This window comes from Shewanella sp. SM95 (assembly GCF_025653595.1).
Classification (GTDB): Bacteria; Pseudomonadota; Gammaproteobacteria; order Enterobacterales; family Shewanellaceae; genus Shewanella; species Shewanella oncorhynchi.
In genome coordinates, this window is sequence record NZ_JAKKSE010000001.1 from 138,593 (window position 1) to 160,025 (window position 21,433).

The window sequence follows — 21,433 nt, forward strand, 5'->3', positions numbered from 1 at the left end:
TTCTGTTGTGGTTAAGTCGATAATTACAGTGAAATAAATGGAATGCTGTATTGTTCAAGGAGATGACTATGTGGGCGTTTTTAGTTGAACAGCCTAATTTACCTTACACCATAGCTTTTGCCTGTGTTCTGGCCCTTGGTGTGTTTGAAGTCTTCGCATTATTCATAGGTTTAAGCATGTTAAGTGCGTTAGACCAATGGGTGCCTGCTGATGTGGAATATGATGCTGATGTGGGCGCGGGTGGACTCACGGGCATTGCCGGTTGGCTGTGTCTAAATAGACTCCCATTACTTATTTGGTTTGTGCTTGCGCTGACCAGTTTTGCGATTGCGGGTTATATCGTCAATTTTATCAGTGTTAGTCTTGCCGGTTTTTTACTGCCGCAACTGTTCACTTTACCCATTGCTATTGTCGCTAGTGCATTTTCTTGCCGTTATTTTGGCCGAGTACTTGCTGATCATTTGCCTAAAAATGAATCGAGTGCGATCTCGCTAGATGATCTTAGCGGCTATGTCGGCACTATCACCTTAGGTTGCGCAATTAAAGGCATGCCCTCTGAAGCTGTCGTTCGCGATAAACATCAACAAAAACATTACGTTTTAGTCGAGCCCGAAACTTCGGATATCGAGTTTGCCTCAGGCACTCAAGTCGTGCTGCTTAAGCGAGAAGGCCGAGTCTGGTCTGCTACGCGTTTTGATAATTAATCTTCCCAAGCCATAAATCAATTGAAAGGAAATCAAATGGATGTGTTAACAAACGTAGGTTCATCCGGTAGTTTTATTTTGCTCGTTGCGGGTATGGTGCTACTCGGCCTGATTGTGATCGGGTTAATTTTCGCTAAGTTATATAAACGTGCAACCAAAGAAATGGCCTTTGTGCGTACCGGCTTTGGTGGTGAGAAAATCATTAAAGATGGCGGCGCTATTGTGTTGCCTGTATTACATGAAACCATCTCGGTAAACATGAACACTTTGCGTATCGAAGTGGAGAAAACCCAGAAAGATGCGCTGATCACTAAAGACAGAATGCGTGTCGATGTGAAGGCCGATTTCTACTTGCGTGTAGCCCCACATTCCGATGGTATTTCAATGGCAGCACAAACCTTAGGCACGCGTACAAACCGCGTTGAAGAGCTTAAAAAGCTGATGGAATCTAAGTTTGTCGACGTGCTGCGTGCCGTGGCCGCCGAAATGACCATGACAGAAATGCATGAGCAGCGTGCCGATTTTGTGCAACGGGTGCAAAATAACGTCGCCAACGATCTGGAGAAAAACGGTCTCGAACTCGAATCTGTTTCATTAACGGGTTTCGATCAAACTGATTTGCAGTTTTTTAATGAAAACAACGCATTTGACGCCGAAGGTCGTGCGCGTCTGGCGAAGATTATCGAAGAGAAACGCAAAGAAACTAACGATATTCAGCAGGAAAACCGCATTAAGATCGAGCAGCGTAACCTCGAAGCTGAAAAGGAATCCTTAGAGATTGAAAAGTCGGAAGAAGAAGCGCGCCTGATCCAGCAACAGTCGTTAGAATTTAAACGCGCCGATCAAAAAGCGGAGATTATTAAGCAGAAAGAAAATAAGGCCCGTGAAGAACGCGAAGCCGAGATTGCCAAAGAGCGCGCCATCGAAACCGCTGAAATCGAAAAGACCAAAGATATCGAAACCCGTGAGATTGAAAAGTATAAGTCGATTGAGCAATCGCGCATTCAACAGCAAAGGGATATCGAAGTTTCTGAGCAGGAAAAACGCATTGCGGTTGCGGCCAAATCTGAAGAAGAATCAGCAGCTCGTGCCCGTGCAGCTGAAGCCGAAAAACTGAAAGTTGAAAAAGAAGAAGCGGTAATCACAGCGCGCCAAGTGGCAGAAGCTAATCGCCGCAAAGAGATTGAAGTGATTGATGCCCGTAAGGAAGCTGAGCGTGATGCAGTCGGCGTAACAGTGCAGGCCGAAGCTGAGAAACGTGCAGCTGAAGACAGATCGAGTGCCATTCTGATTGAAGCGCGCGCCAGTGCCGATGCGAAAAAACTGCAGGCCGAAGCGGATGAAAAAGTGTATGCCGTTGAAGCTGCGGGTAAACAAGCGCTTTACGAAGCAGAAAACGTTTTAAGTGATGAGCAGATTGCCCTGCAAAAATCCCTCGCCATTTTGAAGGCCTTGCCTGAAATTGTGGCCCAAGCCGTTAAGCCGTTAGAAAACATCGAAGGTATTAAGATTCTTCAAGGTTATGGTGCAGGTCATCAATTTGCTGCGGGTGGCGAAGGTGCTCACCATCAAGGTGGTATCGCAGAGCAAGTGACCAGTGCAGCGTTAAACTATCGCGCCAATGCGCCTGTTATCGATGCCATGCTCAGGGAGTTAGGATTAGTGAATGGTGACTCTGGAACCTTGAATGATTTATTGAACGGTAATAACACCTTAACCGCCGAAGCCTTAAGTGGTGTGACCTTGTCGAACTCTAGACCTAAGGACTATAGCCAAACGCAGGTAGTAGAGAGCCAAAGTGTGCTCAAACCTTAATCTCAACGACATTAAACTAAGTCAAATCAAGTAAAGCGCTCGCCGTTGCTCTTTTGAGCCTTGTGCGGACAAAAGATTGATAAATAGGACGAATGAAATAAAACCGCTCACCATTATGGTGAGCGGTTTTTTTTGCATTAAATCAAATCTAACGGCTTATTTGTGTACCTTGTAGACCCCCGATGAGCGACCTTCGGCATGACAGGTTGCGCATGACTCCTGTCCTGATTGGTAAATTCGACCACCGCTGGCATCGCTTTGGTAAACTCCGCCAAAGCTGCGTGCATGGACGACTAAACTATCGATAAGCGTGTGACAAGCCGTGCAGGTTGCTAAGGTTGGTGAGTACTCGGCAATTTGCCCTATGTTGGCTGCATCGGGTGTGGCAACTAACAGGGATTGCTGTGCACTTAGCCCCTCGAGACGGAGCTGTCCTGCGTTATGGCAAACACTACAGTTATTTTTTGCATTAGGGTAAGTGAGTTCGGGACGTGGGTTATCAAAACCCACTACAGTGCGGGTTCCCGCATGCAGTGAATGCACCATTTCCCTGTAGCTCAAAGTATTGTTGATGGTGCGATAGGGCTTGATTTGGCTGGCCCCAGGAGTATGCATCACATTGGCATTGAGATACATAATCGCATCATTACTGTGGCAACTTTGACATTGCCCATCGGTCAGTGCGGTTGCTGTTTGCGGTGCATGACAGGTGCCACAGCTGCTATTGGGTTCAAAAATTCCTTTCATTTGATGCGTCGACAGAACTCTATCTTCTAATCCTTGATCATGACATTGGCGACAGGCCTGTTCATCGACCTTAGCTTTTGCAGTAACAGCTTGACCTTGCAGGCTTAGCGAATTAATGGCACTGAGACTCACCTCTTGATTTGCGATATTACAGTTAACGGCAAAGCCGGTATTTTTATCGGCACAGAGCACCAGTTTACTGTAGAGTTTTGACTGACTCAGATCGCCAAAATCGGCAGCCGACAGGTTAGATATAGTGACTGTTAGCTGATTGGGCGCGGTAATTTTTAAGGCGACGTCGCTCCTGTTTGCTAATAAATCCCACACTTTACGCTGGCCGTTATTGATTGGCATGTTCGCGCTATTTGTTTCACCTGTGGCAATCAACCAGAAGGATTTTATCATAGGTTGACTGGCGGGCAGTTGCTCCATTTGCTGCACTTGCAATGTCACCGCAAGGGTCTTAGCTTCAACGCTTAGCTGCGAACTCAGTAACTTAACTTGGTAATCGCTCACCAGCTTAGTGGCTGTTTTCACAGCGGCATTGTGGAAAAGCCCGACACCTTCAGGATTAGTGCTATCAGGGTGGCAGCCGCTACAACCCAGTGCCCATGGGGTGGCAAAAATTTCCCTGTTGTGGAATAAACCCGCTACAGTACCATTCCAATCTGCGGGGATTTGCGCTTTGTGACAGTCAAGACACGCGGTTTTACTGGGGATATTACTATTGCCACTTTGCGCCGTTGCGCCGGGTATATGGCATTGCTGACATTGGGCCATATCACCGGGAAAGGTCACATTGGCGTAGTCATATAGCTGTCCCTTGTAACCTACAATTTGATATTTGGCTTGGTGGATCTGGTGTGTCAATGTCGCCATATCAAGGCTATTACCCGTTTCAGGATCGCCAGAGTAAGTCGTGTGACAGACAACGCAGCCCTCAAAGGCAAAACGTTTATTGCCGTGCATCAAAAGGCGAGTGTCGGTATTGGCTAAGTCTGGGTTATGGCATCGAAAACAGGCTTGTTCTGGCGCGATCACTTTACGGCCCATATCCGCCGCGACTGTCTGTCCTGTGGCGGGCACAAAATCGTACACGCTGTTGATCAACTGAGTGTCGATTGGGCTATTTGCGAACGGTTTTAACTCTAGGTAAATTCTGTGGGTGAGCTCAGGCGAGTACTGGGTATCTATCCCCGTAAATTGTGAGTAACCCGTGAGTGGTTTACTCAAAGTGTAACGGTATTGGCCCGCGCCTAAGGAGGTTAGACACGCCGTTTTACAGTTGCTTTCAATGCCTGCTTGCCACTGAGTCTGTGCATTCGCTTGGGCATTTGTTGCAGGTTCTACTTGATTATTGATGTAACTGGTCCATTGCAACGCAGCATCTGTCGCGCTTGCTGCAGAGTTAGTGACTTCTGTGCCAGTTGTTGCCATAGCATTCGCCGCGGCTTGGGTGATTTGATAGTGCTCCTGCGGCGGTGCTAATTTGGCAATACCGACACCTAAGGTATCTAGCTCCTTCAGGTTTTCTAGCCCTGTGACCGCAATACCATTGGCATTGCTGAGGAAGAAATCGACCTGCACATGAGTTTGTGCATCGATAACCACATTTTCTATTGTCGCTTTGAGTGTATCCGCTTGTTCAATGCTGATACTCACAATCCCTGGTGGACCTTCTTTCCCATCGTCACCATCGGAACAGGCTGTCATCAGACAGACTGCGACTGCCATTGGCGTAAAGATTTTCCATTGAGAACGGGTATTCGTTTTCATCATTTTCCATTCCTTTTTAATTAGATTCTGTCGGGACTCTAATCGGAATGTATGCGGTATAGATATTAACTTAGTTATGAGTTGAGTTGCACTTAATTAACCAAATTTAAAAGTTATTTGTTAATTATATCAAGGTAATTTGAAGTGAGGCATTATTTAAATTTTCTAGATGTTGAATTGTTAATTCTTGAAAACGTTACTCTGATGCATGTCGTGTAACTTGATCTAATAATGCCCCAATATGGGTAATTGTGACGCAGGTTAAAAATCAAAGACATAATTACTTTAGCATAAATTGTCGGGAATCAAAGTGTATGCATATTTTAATTATATTGCTTTGACTAATAAAGGATCAAATATGATTACCAGAAGAGGAATGCTTAAAGGCGGTATGGGCGTTGCTGTCGGTACAGTTTATAGCGGAACATTAATAAGTTTTCTGACCGGTTGTGGCAGTGACAGTAATAGCCAAGAGATAGTAGAAGTCATGCCTGGTGGACTCATGGTGGTGAACCCTACGGTTTGTGTTAGCTGCAGACGCTGTGAAATTGCCTGTGGTTGGAACCATGAAGGGGATAGCAGTCCGACACTTGCCCGCGTCAAAGTAGAAAGAAATATGAACTATGGCCCACATGGTGTGCAATTTGACTATGAAATACAACGAGGAGAATGCGGCGATAAAACCGTTGTTCCTTCCACTTGTCGCCACTGCGAAGTCTGCACTGAAGTTTGTCCACAGCAAGCTATTTCAACGAACGAACAAACTGGCGCCAAAGTGATTGATGAAGAACGTTGTGTCGGATGTGGTTATTGTGCAGATAAGTGTCCTCAGCAAGTCATTAAAGTTGTTCGCAGTAAAATGAAAGCCGTCAAATGTGATTTATGTAACGGTAAACCTGCCTGCGCGCAAGTTTGTCCTACAGGTGCAATTAAATTTTATAACTGGGAAGAGGCTGAAGCTGCATTAGAACAATACGAAAAATATACCGGCTTAGTTTCTTAAATTCAGGAGAAATAATATGAGTGATAAAATAGGTGGTTGGGCGGGTAAAGTCCTCAGAGTTAATTTAACAACTAATCATATATGGTATGAGCCAATCAATAAATATTATGATTATATCGGTGGTATGGGTATTGGTTATAAAATATTGTGGGATGATCATAAGGATAATATTACAGCAATCGACCCAGATAATATTATTGTCTTTTCTGCCGGGCCATTAACGGGTTCAGGCGTTATTTGTACTGGACGAACAACCATTACTTCCCGTAGTCCCGTAATTGAAAAACATCTGATTGCCGATGGTCATTTTGGTGGGCATTTTTCACCCGCAATGAAATTTGCGGGTTTCGATGCGATAGCAATAGAGGGGAAAGCGAGCAGTCCTGTGTGGCTTAAAATTGTGGATGATAAGGTCACGATTGAACCTGCTGACGCCCTATGGGGTAAAGGTATATTTGATACCCACGCTATGATCGCGCAAATGATGGGACCCAATGCACAAGTCGCTGCGATTGGCCAAGCGGGTGAAAACCAAGTGCCTCTTTCTGTCATTATGACTCAGGGCGGGCATTCAGCAGGTGGTCATGGCTCGGTAATGGGGTCCAAAAATTGTAAAGGGATCGGCATTATCGGCACTGGTGCCGTTAAAATCGCCGCCAATAATGAAAAGATGCGTGCCTTAGATGACCATATTTTAGGTATTATCGGTGCCAACAATAATGGTGTCGTTCCTTCAACGCCGCAATCTTGGGCTGAGTACTCAGCACCCATCAGCCGCTGGAAATCTCGGCCCGGTTTGAAGTGGGGCGCTGCCGATCAAGAAATCGATTTAGGCGAAGTGCCATGGAATGAACGCAATCGTATTGGGTTTCGAACTTCGATGGCAGAAAGCTACATAGGTGTGGAATATGCCAATAAGTGGATGAAGCGTACGGGAGGCTGTCATTCATGCCCAATACGTTGCTTCTGCGAGCTAAAAGTCCCTGAATTGAAAAGCAAATACGGTCGTAAAACCGAACATATATCTAACGTCTGTATGGGATTCCTCGTACCACAGTATTTAATGGGCACCAAAAATGGTACAGAAGCACATGCGATGGCGGGCGCTTTAGGGGCTCATATTCTCGATGACTATGGTATTTGGTGTAACTATGGCTCCATTTCTCATCTATTTAAATTCCTAAAAACAAAGGATATGTTTAAGCATTTATTACCTGAAGATGAATTTAATAGTATTCCTTGGGCGCTCTGGGATAACCAAGATCCCGCTTTCTTACTTGATTTTTATCACCGAGTGGCGTTTAAAGAAGGTGAAATTTCCCATATGGCCGACGGCTTATATGATTTGATCAAGCGCTGGGGTTTAGATGGAACCAATCCCAAGTTAGGTAATTGGGATATTCACAAAGAAAGTGCCACTAAGGTATTCAACAAGAAAACTAATGCTGCCGTGCACCATGCTAGTGAAACCGCGGGTCAGGTGGGTACGTTAATCAACGTCGTCTTTAACCGTGATGCTCAGTGCCATTCCCACATCAACATAGTTAACAGTGGTTTGCCACACGATATGACAGTGGCGATTGCCGAGAAAAAATGGGGTGAAGGTGCATTCGATAAGGTGAATTGGTATACCCCAATCAATGTGGCTAAGATCCGTTTTGCAAAATGGTCGCTGGTGAAAAACGTATTACATGACTCTCTGACACTGTGTAATTGGATGTTCCCACTGCTGGCATCACCGGATAAAAATCGCAACTATGAAGGCGATAGCACCATTGAATCGCAGATGTTCAGTTTAGTGACTGGGATTGAAACCACAGAAACGGAATTGGACTTTAAGGCGGAAAGAGTGCTGCATTTACACCGTGCCTTAACCGTATTGCAAATGAATGAAAGCAATATGCGCGAAGAGCATGATGTGCTCAGTGACTGGGTTTATGATTTGAATCCAGATAAAAACTTCGGTCAAGAGGGCACCATCAAGATGGACCGCGCTGACATGCAAACGGCGCTGGACATGTTCTATGAAGCCTTTGGTTGGGATATTCAAACCGGTGCGCCAACTCGGGCCACGCTCGACAAGTTTAGCCTAGGTTTTGTTGCCGATAGATTGGCGGCGCGAGGCCTGTTACCCAGTTGAACACTATAGTTGGACACTATGATTGAACTTGTCGGTTATATCAGGGTATTTAGCCAACACGGACGCTTAGTCACGGCGGAGCAAATCGCCGCCGTGGCAGGGCTCGAGTGGGATAGTGAGCAAACGGTTAACAGTTATATTCGCCTGATCCTCAATGAGGCTTACAAGGATGTGCAGATGCGTTTGTCGGATAAGCGGTATTTCTTCTATTCCGACAGAAGCATAGTTGAACGTTACGCTGAGCAATGGTTAGCATTGGAGCGGGGTGAAGCGTTTGAGGCGATTATTGCCCAGATCCGTCGCAATAGTTGCCGCCATACTGAGGTCTATCTGGAGAGTGTACTGACGTTTGCCCCCTATCTTTATGATGAGCCTACATTAGCCAATGTGCGTGAGCAATTACCACAACAGCTAGGGGCCGAGGATATCCATTATGCAGTGGACAATCAGGGGAAAGGTTATTACTACTCTACTCTGGGGTTGAGTCACAGCTATGCGGCCGTCCTCGCTAATTATGATCCTTGTGAATGGTCAAACTGAGATTCTGCTACCTTATTGATATTGATTAAGCGCCTTCGGGCGCTTTTTTATTGCAAATATCTCATATAGCTAGCGTGAAATTAGCTTGCCAGCGTTTGAGTGTACTTTTTGATGATTTCGTCAATTTTACCATTGGCCTTCAGTGTCGCTATGGCTTGATTGATGGCAGGAAGCAAATCGGCATGTTCTTTTCGCAACCTAAACACTAAGTCACCATCAGAATGCACTGCCGCCAGTGCGACAGGGATCCGCAACTGAGTCGACCAATACAAGGCTGGGTAATTACCAGCAATAACGGCATTGACTCTGTGTTTATCTAAGGCTTTGATCAGTTCCTGCTCTGAGGTAAAGTCAGCACGGATAAAATTTTTATCGTCATGATATAAATAACCGCGCACTGTACCTATTTCTTGGCCTTTTATCTGGCTGATATCTTTATATTTACTGACATTCTCTGGCAATGTGACCACATATTCAGTGATTTGCATTATGGGGGCCGATTTGACAAACAGCGGCCCTAAATCCTGCTTTTCAAACCAACTAGGGCTGACGATATCAAAGTCGAGTTGACCAGTTTCTAGCGCATTATTGGTGCGCTTTGGCGGCAGGGCGAGGATTTCACCTTTGATTTCAGCCATAGATAAAATCATCGGAATAAGCTCAGTGATCATCCCCGGCGCCTCGGCTTGATCACCGATAAAATACGGATACCAAGAATAGGAGCCAGTGATATTGTATTTGAGCTGTTCCGCAAAGGCGTGCTGTTGAGTCAAGCAAAGGGTGAACAAGGCAAATCGAACTAAGTGTTTATACTGCAAACATCGCTTAACCATATTGCTTTTATCCTTGTTATCTCTGCTTTAGCCAAGACCTATCCGATGGTCATTCTATCTAAACTGTGTGAATGAATTGTTTATTGGATCACAATCAGTCACATCCGCCATATTCAAGCTATTTTCTGCTTTTCGCTATTACACCTTAAGCCAATAGCTGACACAGGGCGGGTTGCTGATTTTTAGGGAAAATTTGATAGGTTTTATGGTGCTTAATCAAGCTGGTTTTCTTATTGCCTTGGCTCAGTAATAACCCATGGGACAGGGCGATACGCGTTAGTGTCTGTTCATCGGCGCGGACATATAAGTTGATTGGCTTGATCAGCTGATTGTCTTTAATATGTTGATTAAATTCTTTGGCATCAATCACTAAGCTAGATTGACCATCACCATCGAGTTTCAGCTTGGCACTGATTTCAGTGTCAGTAAAGACTAACCAATCGGCTTGTTTTAAGGTCTCAATCATGGCATTTAATGCCGTGCCTAAAGCGGGCTCAGATGTCTCAACAGATTGATATTGATACACTATCCTTTCTAGTAAACGCTTGAGTTCGGCGCCCGCACCTTGGCTGCGAGCCAAACGTATCCAAGCCGTGAGATCGTCGGCTACCAATTTAGAAAAGCGTTTTTCCTTTAAGGACTCGACCATCCAATTACACAAAAAATGACTTTCCTGCGCAGAGGTGCGCTGGGCTTTCTTGGTCTGTGCTGAAGCGGTTAAATCGGCAAGACCCGCAAGGGCGAGTTCGAGCACAGCTTGGTTATAGGTTTGAGAATTCATTATGACTCCGCCGCGGGCTGAAGTGATGTTATCTATTTGAACTTGGACGATATTGATTGCGGCGGAGCTAGTTTAGCAAAGCGGTCGTTAAACCGATATTTATTCTTGCGATCCCACCAAACTCGCGGCGGTTAAAATCAGCTTTGGCGCGGGCCTTACTTTGTAGTTTGGGTTGATATATTGAAAATGAATCAATCCCTTGTCGTCGCTGATATAAATAGCGGGTACAGGTAAGACTAAACGTTTGGCACCTTCAGGGGTGATCCATAAAGGATTCTCGAGCTTAAGGCGTGCGGTATAGGTTTCAGTCACCTTTTCGCTAGTGTAAAAAGCTAAACCAAAGGCTTGGGATGCCAGCATTTTTTCATCGGAAAGCAGCAGATATTTAAGTTCATTTTTTGCCGCCGAAGCCTTAAGTTGAGCTGGCGTATCGGGTGAAATTCCCACTAACTGAAAGCCCATTTTTAATAACTCAGGCTCAATCGCTTTTAGTTGCCCCATTTGATTGTTACAAAATGGGCACCAGCCACCACGGTAAAAGAAGAAAATGGTTGGTTTTTTCTGGGTTAATTCTGCTAAATCGACCGTTTTGTCATTGATATCTTGCAAGTTTACCTTAGGGATTTGCTGACCATTAAGTAGCGGACTGATGGAAAACTCATCCTTAGCAATGGGTTGCGCAATAGCCGTTAGACTTGTTAGTAGTAAGATGGTTGTGCAGTAAAACCTGTGTAACATCGAAGCGGTTTGCATATAAAGTCCTTAATTTGGTTTTGTTTTCTTCGTTTTTTAAGTCGTTGTTGTTAATATTTCCCTCGTTTTAGAAAAAGAGATATTGCGTAAATCTATATTTGTTATGTCTAACTTGCTTAAGAGTGGTTCGAGTTAGCACTAAACGGGTACGAGCATTAAAAGAGCGGCAATTGCCGAACATTCTTACAAGCCAATGCAGATGATTGCACCAATGTGATACTGATGGGGTTGGTTGGTGAGGTATTTATAACGGTAACCATTTGGATTTTATCGCGATTACAGCGTAGTGTTGGAGTGGTTAAAACGAGTGAACGACAAGCTGATGGGGCAAGCCTTAATTGATGCAGTGGTAAAACACGATATCATTACCGTAAAACAGTTGATCAAACAGGGTGTTGATGTCGAATATATCGACTCACAAAATATGACGGCTTTATTGCATTGCTGCCAACTGCAATTACTCGATATTCTCATGTTACTGGTTGAAGCTGGGGCCGATGTCCATCATGCCAATAACTTAGGTCACCTTCCTGTTGAACTGGCCCATTGGCATGGCGAGTTTCATATGGGTAGTTATACCGCCACGAGTCAAAAAATAGTGAAGTATTTGGTGGCGTTTAACGTGGTCATCGATAAATTGTATTGTACTTCAATATTCAATCACGGGAGCTGTAAATGGATAAGGGATTATTTAAAATATTAAAGAAAATCTATTTTAAAAAGTCTTATATCAAAGACGAAAATGGATATATGCAAAGAATAGATAATGGGGACCAGTTTGATTGTGAGTCTGGGACTACACACTATTCTAATGACGGTTTATCTAATGCAGAAATACTAACACTTGAAAAAAGTGGTTATCCTGTCAATCAGATAATCAAATATAGTCATGATGAATGTATTAACGCTTATAAAACGTTGCTTGAGCATCCTCACTTATCGATTGAGAATTTGATTTCGGCATATATATGTGGCTTTTCAAGTTTTCCAAGAGGAAGACAACCCATATTAAGTTATTTGTTCGCTCAAGCGGTTCCCGAACATAAAATAGTCAGCGAAGGGGATGTTTGCCCCGTTTGCTCAATAAGAAGAAATGTTTGGATAGAAAAAGGGCATAAAATATTCAGTTGCTATGCTGGGAGTGTATGGAATGAAAGGTGGTGTGGTAATCTCGTTGAATTAGAGGAGTTTACTGCCATTTCACCTTGTACTCCGACGTCAGAGGATATCAGTATATTGATATCGTTAATCGATATGATCCGTCAAGCTCCTCAAGATGAAACTCCTGGAAAATTAGAACAGCGCATCAAGAAAGCTAAAATTATTCCTAACTATGAGAAATATAGTTTTCGCGGACAATTAATGGTATTGGCTGAATTGGGAATTATGCCAAATCCGTATGTAAAACCTTTATATGATGGATTCACCCATTTTACCGATATCTGTAGTGTGAAATACCCTGGAAGTACTCGATCGGATATTATGCTTCCTCTCGCGGGGTGGCGAGGCGAAAATTGTATAAATGAAACAATGCTTCAAGCGTTATTGGGTAACATAATACGGTGAGATAAAGGTTACCAAGGTTATTATTGAGTGAGTATAAAAAAGCGTCCGGTTATGGACGCTTTAAAATCGCTGTTTTATCAATATTGACAAACACTGATAATATCAATCAACGGATAATTACTTAAGTTTTTTGGCCTTGCTCGGTGCTTGACCAACCTTCATTTTTACGCGGCGGCCCTGCATGTTTTTCTCAGCAGCAACTTGAGCGCCGACGTTGTCGGTTCTTTGTTGCTTTTTGGCAAAACTGCGGCGGGTTTGCAATTGCTTTAATAGCAATTCGCGGCTGCCAACTTCATAACCTGGCACAGTGACGCGGCGAATCTGTTGGCCAATCAATTTTTCGATATCGGCTAACGTGCGCTCTTCTTCGCGGCTCACAAATGAAATGGCTACGCCAGTTTTACCCGCACGGCCTGTACGACCGATACGGTGTACATAATCTTCTGCGAGGAAAGGTAAGTCATAGTTGACTACGTATTCAAGGCTTGGAATATCCAGACCACGGGCGGCGACTTCGGTGGCAACCAGCACCCGAACATCACCCGCCACAAACTCACGCAGGGCGCGGCGACGACTGCCTTGGCCTTTTTCACCGTGGACCACTTCAGATGGGATACCATCTAAGTTTAATTCTTTGACTAGTGTATCGGCGGCTTCACGGGTCGCAGTAAATACCAATACCTGTTGCCAGTTTTTCTTGCCGATAAGCTCAGAAAGCAGTTCGCGTTTACGGCGTTGTTCAACCGGATAAACTACTTGGCTAACGGTGTCGGCTGTAGTGTTTTGTTTATCAACGCTGATCACTTGCGGTTTAACCATCATGTCGTTGGCAAGTTTTTTCACCGCACTTGAGAAAGTGGCCGAGAATAACAAGTTTTGACGTTTCTTATTTACCGCTTGAAGGATTTTTTGGATATCGGCGCTAAAGCCCATGTCGAGCATGCGATCGGCTTCGTCTAGCACTAAAAAGTCGACGTTCGACAGGCTTAAGTTACAGGCGGTAAGGTGCTCAAGTAAGCGACCTGGGGTGGCAACAATCACATCGGCGCCGCGTTTCAGCTTTTGCGCTTGAGTCTCAATCTTTACGCCGCCGTAAATGGTTAAGACGCTGAAGTTTAAGTATTTGCAGTAAGCCGTAACGTTGTCAGCCACTTGAGCGGCAAGCTCACGGGTTGGCGTAAGGATTAATACGCGGGCATTCGATTTTAGCGTTTCGCTTGGCTTTTCAACCATCTTTTGCAGGATCGGCAGCGCGAAAGCGGCGGTTTTACCCGTACCGGTTTGGGCACTGGCTAAGACATCTTGGCCGCGGCGGATAGCAGGTATCGCTTGCTGCTGAATAGGCGTCATTTGTTGATAACCGCAATCTGAGATAGCGCGCAAAATCTCGGGGGAAAAACTAAAAGATTCAAATCTCATTTTGGATTCCTATCGTTCACTTATTCAAACATTCAAGCGCCGCTAGCCTCTTTATCACTTGTCTAAAGGAGAGAGGTGTATCGGCTGGCTCATTCTTCCACACAGATTTTATAAGAAAAATGGCGGGCGCGGAGTATAGCAAAAATTTCGGTTAAAACCTGTACTTTTTAGTGTTTTGGCATTTTATCTGCATCATTTCATCAGGAGGGGATAAAAGGCTTGGTACTGGTTCAGGTGGGCTAGGTCTTATTGATCTATACAAGGGTTGAGTAAAATATGGACTCAACAATAAGGATTAAAGCTCGCTATATTAGAGAATACCGCAACCTAGGCTGCGGTATTTTGGATCTTGTACTTATGTTTAACCGAAGGTGCGCCTCAGGCCAAGGGCTTTTTCGGCATTGTGTTTAAGAAGATGGGCTGCATCACCAATCAGATGGGTTGCGGCTAAGTTCTCGGCGCTGGCATGGGTGATGGAGTGAATATTACTGGCGATCTCATTGACCACTTGACGCTGTTGATCGGCTGCCACTGCATTTTGTTGGGCAAAGGTGTGGATATCACTCACTTCTTGGTAAATGGTGTTTACATTGTCGGCGGACAGTTGAATATCGCTGGCACAACGCTCCGCATGTTGACGGCTTTGTTCCATTTCTTTGGCCCATGCGTTGAGCATAGTGAACATCTTATCGACACTCTTAGAAATACTGTTGGTCGATAGCTGGGTTCTGCTCGATAGGGCGCGTACTTCATCGGCGACCACGGCAAACCCACGGCCTTGTTCACCCGCACGGGCAGCTTCAATTGCGGCATTGAGGGCGAGGAGATTCGTTTGCTCGGCAATAGAGTCAATTTCGCCCATCGCATTAGCGACTTGCTCGGCTTCTTTATTTAATTGATGGGCATTGTTGGTGGCATCGGCAACAGACTTTGCCAGTTGCTCCATTTTTTGAGTGTTGGCCTTCATGTTGGCACTGCTTTTAAGGCAGAGATCATAGGCGGTATTGATGCTGGTGGACGTGAGATGTGTATTCTGCGCCACTTCTGTGATGGTTGAACTCATTTCTTCCATCGCGCCAGAGAGCTGTTCTAGCTGACTTTTCTCTTGATCTAGGCTGACATAGGTTTGCTCGGTTGCGACCACTAATTGATCGGCAATGGCATGTAATTGATTGGCTTGATCTTGGGTGCGCCCAAGTACGCCATTCATTTTGGCCTGTAGCATGATGAGCTGGAAATCGAGAATAGAAGAGGTATCTGCACCCGAGTAAATGTAACGACTGATAGAGTCATATTTGGTTTGCATTTCAATCAGTTTAGCGGGAATACGAAAAGCCTCATCGTAGAAAATGGCGAGGTTTAAACTCATCAGAATCGCCCCTGCTATAATCACGCCCCAGCCCCAAAAGTAGCCAGCGATCAGTAAACCTGTGGAGGCGACAACCGCAGATACGATACGTTTTTGCATTAAACTTAAGGGTTTAGGAATGGATTTGTCTAATTTGAGTCTTTGGTAAATCTCATTAGCTTTCGTGACGTAGGCGACTTGAGGCTGAATGCGCACCGATTGGTAACCGACAATAATGCCGTTTTCAAACAAGGGAGACACAAAGGCATCGACCCAATAGAAGCCACCATTTTTACAGCGGTTCTTGACTATGCCGCGCCAAGATTGGCCTGACTTAAGTTTTCCCCACATTTCCTTAAAGGCGGCACTCGGCATATCTGGATGGCGCACCATATTGTGGGCACTGCCAATTAATTCTTGATCGCTATAGCCTGAGACTTCGGCAAAACGGGCGTTAACGTAAGTGATGATACCGCGAGTATCAGTGGTGGAAATGAGTTCATCTTGTGGTGTTAGGCGGATTTCTTGATCTGATCTCTGTGTATTAACTATTTTATTCGCTGAGGCGTTACTCTGGCTCATTTAGTGTGTCCATTCAGGGCCGATGTGGTTCATTAGGGTTCAGGGCGCGGTGTTAGGCGCGAATTTTCTTGTGCTGACTCTCATCGGAGTAAGCTTGTTATGTGATAAGAGTATCATTTTTGTGTGGGTATAGGAGAGCGGTTTCTCATGGCTGACTAGTGAAAATCAATCGTTCGTCGTATTTATAAGCTATTGCAATATATAAAGTTTTTAAGTAGTGAGAATATGATGTTAAACGAGCGTTTATCCTGTTAAATCGTTAATTCTAGTATTTTGTATAGGGTTATTCTTTTATGTCTTGAGTGGGTATTTGTCATTCATCTTAAATATAAATTATGTTCGATGATATTGGACTAATGTCGTTGATTCGGCTTGATATCGCAGTATTCATGGAGCGCTTTATTGGCCTTAGTCTATTCTTTAATGGGCAACAAAAGATGGCTTATTTCTCCTTGCTTCAGCGGTGTATCTTGATTTTGCTCTTCTACTTCATTAGCTCACAGCGGGAATGCTACATAAGAGGAACTTCCCATGGCGATATCACTTAGGCGTGGTGTAACTAAATTAGCCACAGCGTCCTTGGGAACAGCGGCGGCACTGCCACATTGGCGACGTTTGATCTTTGAACGTTTATTTGGCTTTCTAGCGATTCTCTGCGTGCCTGTATATATCACAAGTGTGTATTTATGCGTCATCGCCGATCTCTGGTTTATGGTGGTATTTGATACGCTGGCTTATCTGTTTTTACTGCTTTTACTGTATTTTCCTAAGCTTGCTGATAGTACGCGTTTTGGCTGTGGCTGCTTGCTGGGTTTTGCTATCGGCATCGGTTTTTTAATTGCGATTGGCCCTTCGGGAGCTGGTTTTTTCTGGTTATTTATTTTCCCGCCGTTAGTCGGTATTTTTTTAGGAAATCGAGCCAGCTTATATGCCCAGTGTTTGAATGGGCTAAGTTTGGTATTGATTGGTTTTGCCTATCATTTTAATTGGCTCAATTGGCCTGAAACCCAAGGTTATAGCGTCGGTATTTGGGCGGTTGTCGTGGTCAATTTTGTCGTGACCAATGCTATGTTGACGTTAACCATCACTTATTTATTAGGTAAGTTGGCTGACGCACTCGATTCAACCTTAGCATCACGCCAAGCTACCGTATTAGGCTTAGCTAAACTCGCCGAATACAGAGATAACGAAACGGGCGCGCATTTGCTACGTATGCGGCAGTATTCGAAAATGCTTGCGTCGCAGCGACTACTGGCCGCCAATCCTCCTGCAGAATTGAACGAAGATTATATTCAAGACATTAGTTTGTCGGCCATTTTGCACGATATAGGTAAAGTCGGTATTGCCGATGCGATTTTGCTTAAACCGGGTAAATTAACGCCGCAGGAGTTTGAGCAAATTAAAGCTCATCCTGTGATCGGGGGACAAGTGCTACGCAGTTTGTTGGAATATGCGCCCCAATGTACTTTTATTCAGATGGGTCGCGATATTGCCTCGGGTCACCATGAAAAGTGGGATGGTAGTGGTTATCCCCTTGGTTTGAAAGGTGAAGATATTCCGCTTTCGGCGAGGATAGTGGCCCTAGTTGATGTTTATGACGCGCTGACTTCTCCCCGATGTTATAAGCGGCCCTTTAGCCACCAAGAGGCTATCGACTTAATTATTGAAGGCAAAGGTCAGCATTTCGACCCTGAATTAGTCGATTGTTTTATTGAAATTCATCAGGACTTTGAATTGTTGTCTAAAGCATCGCTGGATGATGCTTACCAGCCGATGGCACAACCTACTATGGTTTAGCGACTCATGTTTTTAAATCGTGTTTTTAAATCGTGTTTTGAAATCATGGTTTTGAAATAAGGCGTGGGTTTTAAAACACACAGATAGCGCTAAAAAAACGCCCAATGCTAATTGCCTTGGGCGTTCTATTTTATAGTGTGTAAGTGACTAATATAACGACTTAAATCGCTACTTATCAGCGGAGTGCTAAATTGCTTTAGTCACTTGAGTTAACCAAGCCAATTCATCACCCGACATTAACGGAGAAAGTGTATTGAAGACTTGCTGATGATAAGCATTAAACCAGTCTATTTCCCCTTGCGTTAACAGGCTCTTATCAATAAGGCGCGCATCCATAGGGATCATAGTCAACGCATCGAACTCATACATTTCACGCTCAGCCCCTTTAAGTGCTTCACAGTGCTGAACGACGACGAGGTTTTCTAGGCGAATACCGAAGTCGTCGGCGCGGTAGTAACCCGGCTCGTTGGAAAGCACCATGCCGGGCATCAATGTGATACCGTTGACATTTTTACCTATGCGCTGCGGACCTTCGTGCACACTTAAAAAATGACCCACACCATGGCCTGTACCGTGATCGTAATCAAAACCATGTTGCCATAAATATTGGCGGGCGAATGCATCGAGCTGCTGGCCTGAGGTGCCTTTCGGGAAGCGAGCTTGGTCGAGGGCAATATGACCTTTTAGCACCAGCGTAACCATTTTTTTATGCTCATCGGTCACTTTGCCAATTGCAATGGTACGGGTCACATCTGTCGTGCCATCAATATACTGAGCGCCAGAATCCACTAAGTAGATGCTGTCCATTGTCATCATGGCTGGTGTGCCATTGTTGTGATTGTAATGGCACATAGCGGCATTAGGACCGGCAGCTGAAATCGTGTCGAAACTTGGCTCGCGGTAACGCTCATCTTCTAGGCGAAAGCTTTCCAATTTATCCGCAAGGGTGCCTTCATCGTGCATACGATTGGCTGCCACTTCGGCATCGAGCCATGCAAGGAATCGACTCACGGCGACGCCATCGCGGATATGGCAGGCACGCATGCCGGCCAGTTCTGCGGCGTTTTTCTGCGCTTTAGGTAAAGCGACAGGATCGATTCCAGCTATCAATTTTGCTCCTGCCTCACGGGCAATGTTTTGTGCCCAAGCGTTTGCAGAATTCGGATCGGCAAGTAGTTTTACATCCTGCATGCTGGCGAGTGTATCGGCAAGAGATGCCTCGCCCTTAAAGCTTACGCCAGCACCAACATGCTCCTCAATGCCCTCTGGGAGTTTGCTTAAATCGGTGAAAAGCTGCATATCGCCATTGGCGTGGAGCAGGGCACTGCCGAGTACAACGGGCAGGCGCGGTACATCATTGCCACGAATGTTGAGTAGCCAGCAGAAAGAATCTAAAGCGGCGATTAAGGCGACATCACCACCGGCTTTTTTTACTAATGCACCAATTTCAATGCGTTTTTGCAGGCTGGTTTTACCAGCACTCTCGTTGCTAAACAAAGTGATAGGAGCGTTCGACTGTGCTGGCCGATTCTGCCAATGCAAATCGATAGGGTTTTGTTCAACTGCAACTAATTCGATTTGGGATTTATTTAAGGTTGCTTTGGCATTTTCATACCAAGCTAAGGTATGTAAGCGCGCATCGAAGCCGACGCGTGACCCCGCTGGTAGCGTGTCACATAACCACTCAATTTGTGGTGTATCGGTTAGGCTTTCATAACTGAAAAGTGTGGCATCGACTTGCAAACGAACTTGAACCGTATAGCGGCCATCGGTAAATATTGCGGCTTTATCTTTCAATACGATAGCCATACCCGCCGAACCGGTAAAGTTGGTTGCCCAGTACAAACGTTCGTTATGTGCTGGCACATATTCGCCCAGATATTCGTCGGCACGGGGAATAATAAAAGCATCGAGATTAGCAGATGTTAATTCGTTACGAATAGCACCGAGACGGTTAGCGATTGATTGTGACATATGGGCTCCAATAGAGACTGGCATGCTATGCGAGTCGGTAGGCGAAGATCGACTAAGGATGAGTAGGTTTATGTTGATTTGAGTTTTAACCGGCTCGGATTATCGCAAGTCTAGCGCGCTAGATGCAAGGGTAGCGAATAAAGGATTTTGTATACAATCGTGAATTTGTGCAGGTAAGACGCTTGAGGTTATGGGGTTTGTTGTTAATTTATTTATGTGATTTTGAGCATGAAAAGTGAATTAAATAAAAGGTTGGTCATGTTTTAATTAGGACTTGTTCCTTACAAATTAGCAACTTAAGTTTTATTCAATCGCTAACATTTGGACCCTATGCTAACATTTGCCATCTCTACTCGGGGTCAGAGTGGGGCACATGTATCAGTGGAGTAAGCGATGCAAATACTAACAATAGATGTGGGCGGTACCAAAGCCCTGTTCGAACTTCAGCTCGCGGGGCATACAGAACAATATAAAATCCCCACAGGTGAAGGTTTTAAAATTGAAGAGTTAAATAATCAAATTGCGGCGTTTGAACGTGATTATGATTTACAGCATTACCAACTAGCGATTGCCGTACCTGGACTGGTACAAAATAATCGTTTGGTTTCTTGTAAATCTTTACCTGGACTCAATGGATTGAGCTTCGATACAGTCAAAACCCAGGGTGAGCTTAAGTTTATCTGCAACGATATCGATGCGGGTATGCAAGCGACTTGTGATGCCAAATATGCCTGTGAGTTATTGGTCATGTGCGGCACTGGGATCGGTATGTCTATTGCCTTTAATGGACAAGTCTTTACGGGAGCGACGGGCGTGGCGGGGGAGTTGGGGCCTTGTCGCGTGATGACAGAATCTGGCGAGTTTAGTTTAGGGCAACTGGCCAGTGGCGATTCAGTGCGCAGCCGCAAAATCTCCACTCAGGATGATTTATATCGCGCGGGCAGTTATCTCGGCATGGGATTAGCGTGGGCGGTTAATTTATTTAATCCCAATCGAATTTGGCTTGCTGGCGGTATGATGAATAGCGCTCCTTACTACAAAGGTTGCCTCGAAAGCTTAAAGCAAATGGCATTGAGCGCGCCCTTAGCTGAGATGAAAATCAATCGTGTCGATGATATGGAAACCTTGGTTTGCCGCGGTTTATCAGTGATGCTCGCAAGGGACTATCCTCGTGCATAAGGATCATAAATGCCCCGCGCATAAGGATCATCATGTTGTTCGACAATGGTTTGCGCCATGAATGTTTAGTGATTGAGGTTTAGCTGCATAAGCGACGTAAATTGTGAAATATAAAGCAGGACTTATGATGCCTTTGGCATATCGAGTCCTGTTTTTTTATTCTTAAAGTATTCAGATGATCCTCATTACCCAAAGTAAATATTAGCGATAGTTTAATTTGCATAATTCCTTTCTTATCAGATGCCTAGTTCTATTTACGATTTTAGCCAATAACACAGTTGATAATATTTTGTTGCAATTTTATTGCGCTTACGCTTATGCTGATATTTGCAATGACAACGTTGTCATTGTGTGTAAAAGGCAAACCAGTTGAAAAACTGGGACGCAAAGCCTCCGGTCTAAGGGTTCGTCTGTACCTATGATAGCGGGGATACCACAGGTTTTTCTTCGTGCAGTTGTCAGTCGTTTTGCATGGT

Annotated in this window: 16 protein-coding genes and 1 riboswitch; of the genes, 9 read left to right on the forward strand and 7 right to left on the reverse strand. The window is 44.8% G+C overall.

Annotated features, from left to right (window positions below):
• The first annotated feature begins 68 nt into the window (after positions 1-68).
• Positions 69-704 carry a YqiJ family protein gene (locus L5M29_RS00615; protein ID WP_028761348.1) on the forward strand — a complete coding sequence of 212 codons (636 nt, stop codon included), beginning with the start codon at positions 69-71 and terminating at the stop codon, positions 702-704.
• 36 nt (positions 705-740) lie between these two features.
• A complete protein-coding gene (locus L5M29_RS00620) occupies positions 741-2,519 on the forward strand; it encodes a flotillin family protein (protein ID WP_028761347.1) in 1,779 nt (592 codons plus the stop codon).
• Between the two features lie 156 nt (positions 2,520-2,675).
• Here L5M29_RS00620 and L5M29_RS00625 read toward each other — a convergent pair whose 3' ends face one another.
• On the reverse strand, positions 2,676-5,045 hold the full coding sequence (locus L5M29_RS00625; RefSeq protein WP_263165664.1) for an OmcA/MtrC family decaheme c-type cytochrome: 2,370 nt from the start codon (positions 5,043-5,045) through the stop codon (positions 2,676-2,678).
• A gap of 355 nt (positions 5,046-5,400) precedes the next feature.
• Between L5M29_RS00625 and L5M29_RS00630 the strand changes: the two genes are divergently transcribed.
• The 3 genes from L5M29_RS00630 to L5M29_RS00640 are packed head-to-tail and all read left to right on the forward strand — an operon-like array spanning position 5,401 to position 8,725.
• Complete coding sequence (locus L5M29_RS00630) at positions 5,401-6,045, forward strand: 4Fe-4S dicluster domain-containing protein (RefSeq protein WP_105251824.1); 645 nt, start codon at positions 5,401-5,403, stop codon at positions 6,043-6,045.
• A 16-nt stretch (positions 6,046-6,061) separates the two neighbouring features.
• Entirely contained in the window at positions 6,062-8,185 is a 2,124-nt protein-coding gene (locus L5M29_RS00635) for an aldehyde ferredoxin oxidoreductase (protein WP_263165665.1), read from the forward strand.
• Between the two features lie 18 nt (positions 8,186-8,203).
• Positions 8,204-8,725: a hypothetical protein gene (locus tag L5M29_RS00640; RefSeq protein WP_028761343.1), complete on the forward strand. Its 522-nt coding sequence runs from the start codon at positions 8,204-8,206 to the stop codon at positions 8,723-8,725.
• Between the two features lie 80 nt (positions 8,726-8,805).
• Here L5M29_RS00640 and L5M29_RS00645 read toward each other — a convergent pair whose 3' ends face one another.
• The 3 genes from L5M29_RS00645 to L5M29_RS00655 form a co-directional block, all read right to left on the reverse strand.
• Entirely contained in the window at positions 8,806-9,558 is a 753-nt protein-coding gene (locus L5M29_RS00645) for a substrate-binding periplasmic protein (protein ID WP_263165667.1), read from the reverse strand.
• Between the two features lie 145 nt (positions 9,559-9,703).
• Entirely contained in the window at positions 9,704-10,339 is a 636-nt protein-coding gene (locus tag L5M29_RS00650) for a DUF2913 family protein (RefSeq protein WP_131523605.1), read from the reverse strand.
• A 99-nt stretch (positions 10,340-10,438) separates the two neighbouring features.
• Positions 10,439-11,092, reverse strand: coding sequence for a peroxiredoxin-like family protein (locus L5M29_RS00655; protein WP_263165668.1), 654 nt, complete (start codon positions 11,090-11,092; stop codon positions 10,439-10,441).
• A gap of 307 nt (positions 11,093-11,399) precedes the next feature.
• Here L5M29_RS00655 and L5M29_RS00660 point away from each other — a divergent pair, with 307 nt between their 5' ends.
• Positions 11,400-11,795 (forward strand): ankyrin repeat domain-containing protein, encoded by a 396-nt coding sequence (locus L5M29_RS00660; RefSeq protein ID WP_263165669.1) that lies wholly within the window; start codon positions 11,400-11,402, stop codon positions 11,793-11,795.
• Positions 11,768-12,658 carry a hypothetical protein gene (locus L5M29_RS00665; protein ID WP_263165670.1) on the forward strand — a complete coding sequence of 297 codons (891 nt, stop codon included), beginning with the start codon at positions 11,768-11,770 and terminating at the stop codon, positions 12,656-12,658. The genes L5M29_RS00660 and L5M29_RS00665 overlap by 28 nt, the downstream gene beginning before the upstream one ends.
• A 117-nt stretch (positions 12,659-12,775) precedes the next feature.
• Here the strand turns inward: L5M29_RS00665 and L5M29_RS00670 are convergent, their stop codons facing one another.
• Positions 12,776-14,077, reverse strand: coding sequence for a DEAD/DEAH box helicase (locus tag L5M29_RS00670; protein ID WP_028761337.1), 1,302 nt, complete (start codon positions 14,075-14,077; stop codon positions 12,776-12,778).
• A 361-nt stretch (positions 14,078-14,438) separates the two neighbouring features.
• On the reverse strand, positions 14,439-16,007 hold the full coding sequence (locus L5M29_RS00675) for a methyl-accepting chemotaxis protein (protein ID WP_212600787.1): 1,569 nt from the start codon (positions 16,005-16,007) through the stop codon (positions 14,439-14,441).
• A gap of 531 nt (positions 16,008-16,538) precedes the next feature.
• On the opposite strand from L5M29_RS00675, the gene L5M29_RS00680 reads away from it, so the two are divergent.
• The gene (locus L5M29_RS00680; RefSeq protein WP_263165671.1) at positions 16,539-17,804 is read left to right on the forward strand and encodes an HD-GYP domain-containing protein; all 1,266 of its coding nucleotides are present in this window, start codon (positions 16,539-16,541) and stop codon (positions 17,802-17,804) included.
• Between the two features lie 186 nt (positions 17,805-17,990).
• Here L5M29_RS00680 and L5M29_RS00685 read toward each other — a convergent pair whose 3' ends face one another.
• Positions 17,991-19,778, reverse strand: coding sequence for an aminopeptidase P family protein (locus L5M29_RS00685; protein WP_263165673.1), 1,788 nt, complete (start codon positions 19,776-19,778; stop codon positions 17,991-17,993).
• A gap of 393 nt (positions 19,779-20,171) precedes the next feature.
• Here L5M29_RS00685 and L5M29_RS00690 point away from each other — a divergent pair, with 393 nt between their 5' ends.
• A complete protein-coding gene (locus tag L5M29_RS00690) occupies positions 20,172-20,957 on the forward strand; it encodes an ROK family protein (RefSeq protein ID WP_263165676.1) in 786 nt (261 codons plus the stop codon).
• 349 nt (positions 20,958-21,306) lie between these two features.
• A riboswitch (cyclic di-GMP riboswitch) is annotated at positions 21,307-21,395 on the forward strand.
• Positions 21,396-21,433: the final 38 nt, after the last annotated feature.

Coding starts and splice junctions, on each gene's coding strand:
- L5M29_RS00690 (WP_263165676.1), top strand. CDS start 20,172: ATGCAAATACTAACAATAGATGTGGGCGGTACCAAAGCCCTGTTCGAA.
- L5M29_RS00685 (WP_263165673.1), bottom strand. CDS start 19,778: ATGTCACAATCAATCGCTAACCGTCTCGGTGCTATTCGTAACGAATTA.
- L5M29_RS00655 (WP_263165668.1), bottom strand. CDS start 11,092: ATGCAAACCGCTTCGATGTTACACAGGTTTTACTGCACAACCATCTTA.
- L5M29_RS00615 (WP_028761348.1), top strand. CDS start 69: ATGTGGGCGTTTTTAGTTGAACAGCCTAATTTACCTTACACCATAGCT.
- L5M29_RS00640 (WP_028761343.1), top strand. CDS start 8,204: ATGATTGAACTTGTCGGTTATATCAGGGTATTTAGCCAACACGGACGC.
- L5M29_RS00675 (WP_212600787.1), bottom strand. CDS start 16,007: ATGAGCCAGAGTAACGCCTCAGCGAATAAAATAGTTAATACACAGAGA.
- L5M29_RS00635 (WP_263165665.1), top strand. CDS start 6,062: ATGAGTGATAAAATAGGTGGTTGGGCGGGTAAAGTCCTCAGAGTTAAT.
- L5M29_RS00650 (WP_131523605.1), bottom strand. CDS start 10,339: ATGAATTCTCAAACCTATAACCAAGCTGTGCTCGAACTCGCCCTTGCG.
- L5M29_RS00630 (WP_105251824.1), top strand. CDS start 5,401: ATGATTACCAGAAGAGGAATGCTTAAAGGCGGTATGGGCGTTGCTGTC.
- L5M29_RS00680 (WP_263165671.1), top strand. CDS start 16,539: ATGGCGATATCACTTAGGCGTGGTGTAACTAAATTAGCCACAGCGTCC.
- L5M29_RS00620 (WP_028761347.1), top strand. CDS start 741: ATGGATGTGTTAACAAACGTAGGTTCATCCGGTAGTTTTATTTTGCTC.
- L5M29_RS00645 (WP_263165667.1), bottom strand. CDS start 9,558: ATGGTTAAGCGATGTTTGCAGTATAAACACTTAGTTCGATTTGCCTTG.
- L5M29_RS00625 (WP_263165664.1), bottom strand. CDS start 5,045: ATGATGAAAACGAATACCCGTTCTCAATGGAAAATCTTTACGCCAATG.
- L5M29_RS00665 (WP_263165670.1), top strand. CDS start 11,768: ATGGATAAGGGATTATTTAAAATATTAAAGAAAATCTATTTTAAAAAG.
- L5M29_RS00670 (WP_028761337.1), bottom strand. CDS start 14,077: ATGAGATTTGAATCTTTTAGTTTTTCCCCCGAGATTTTGCGCGCTATC.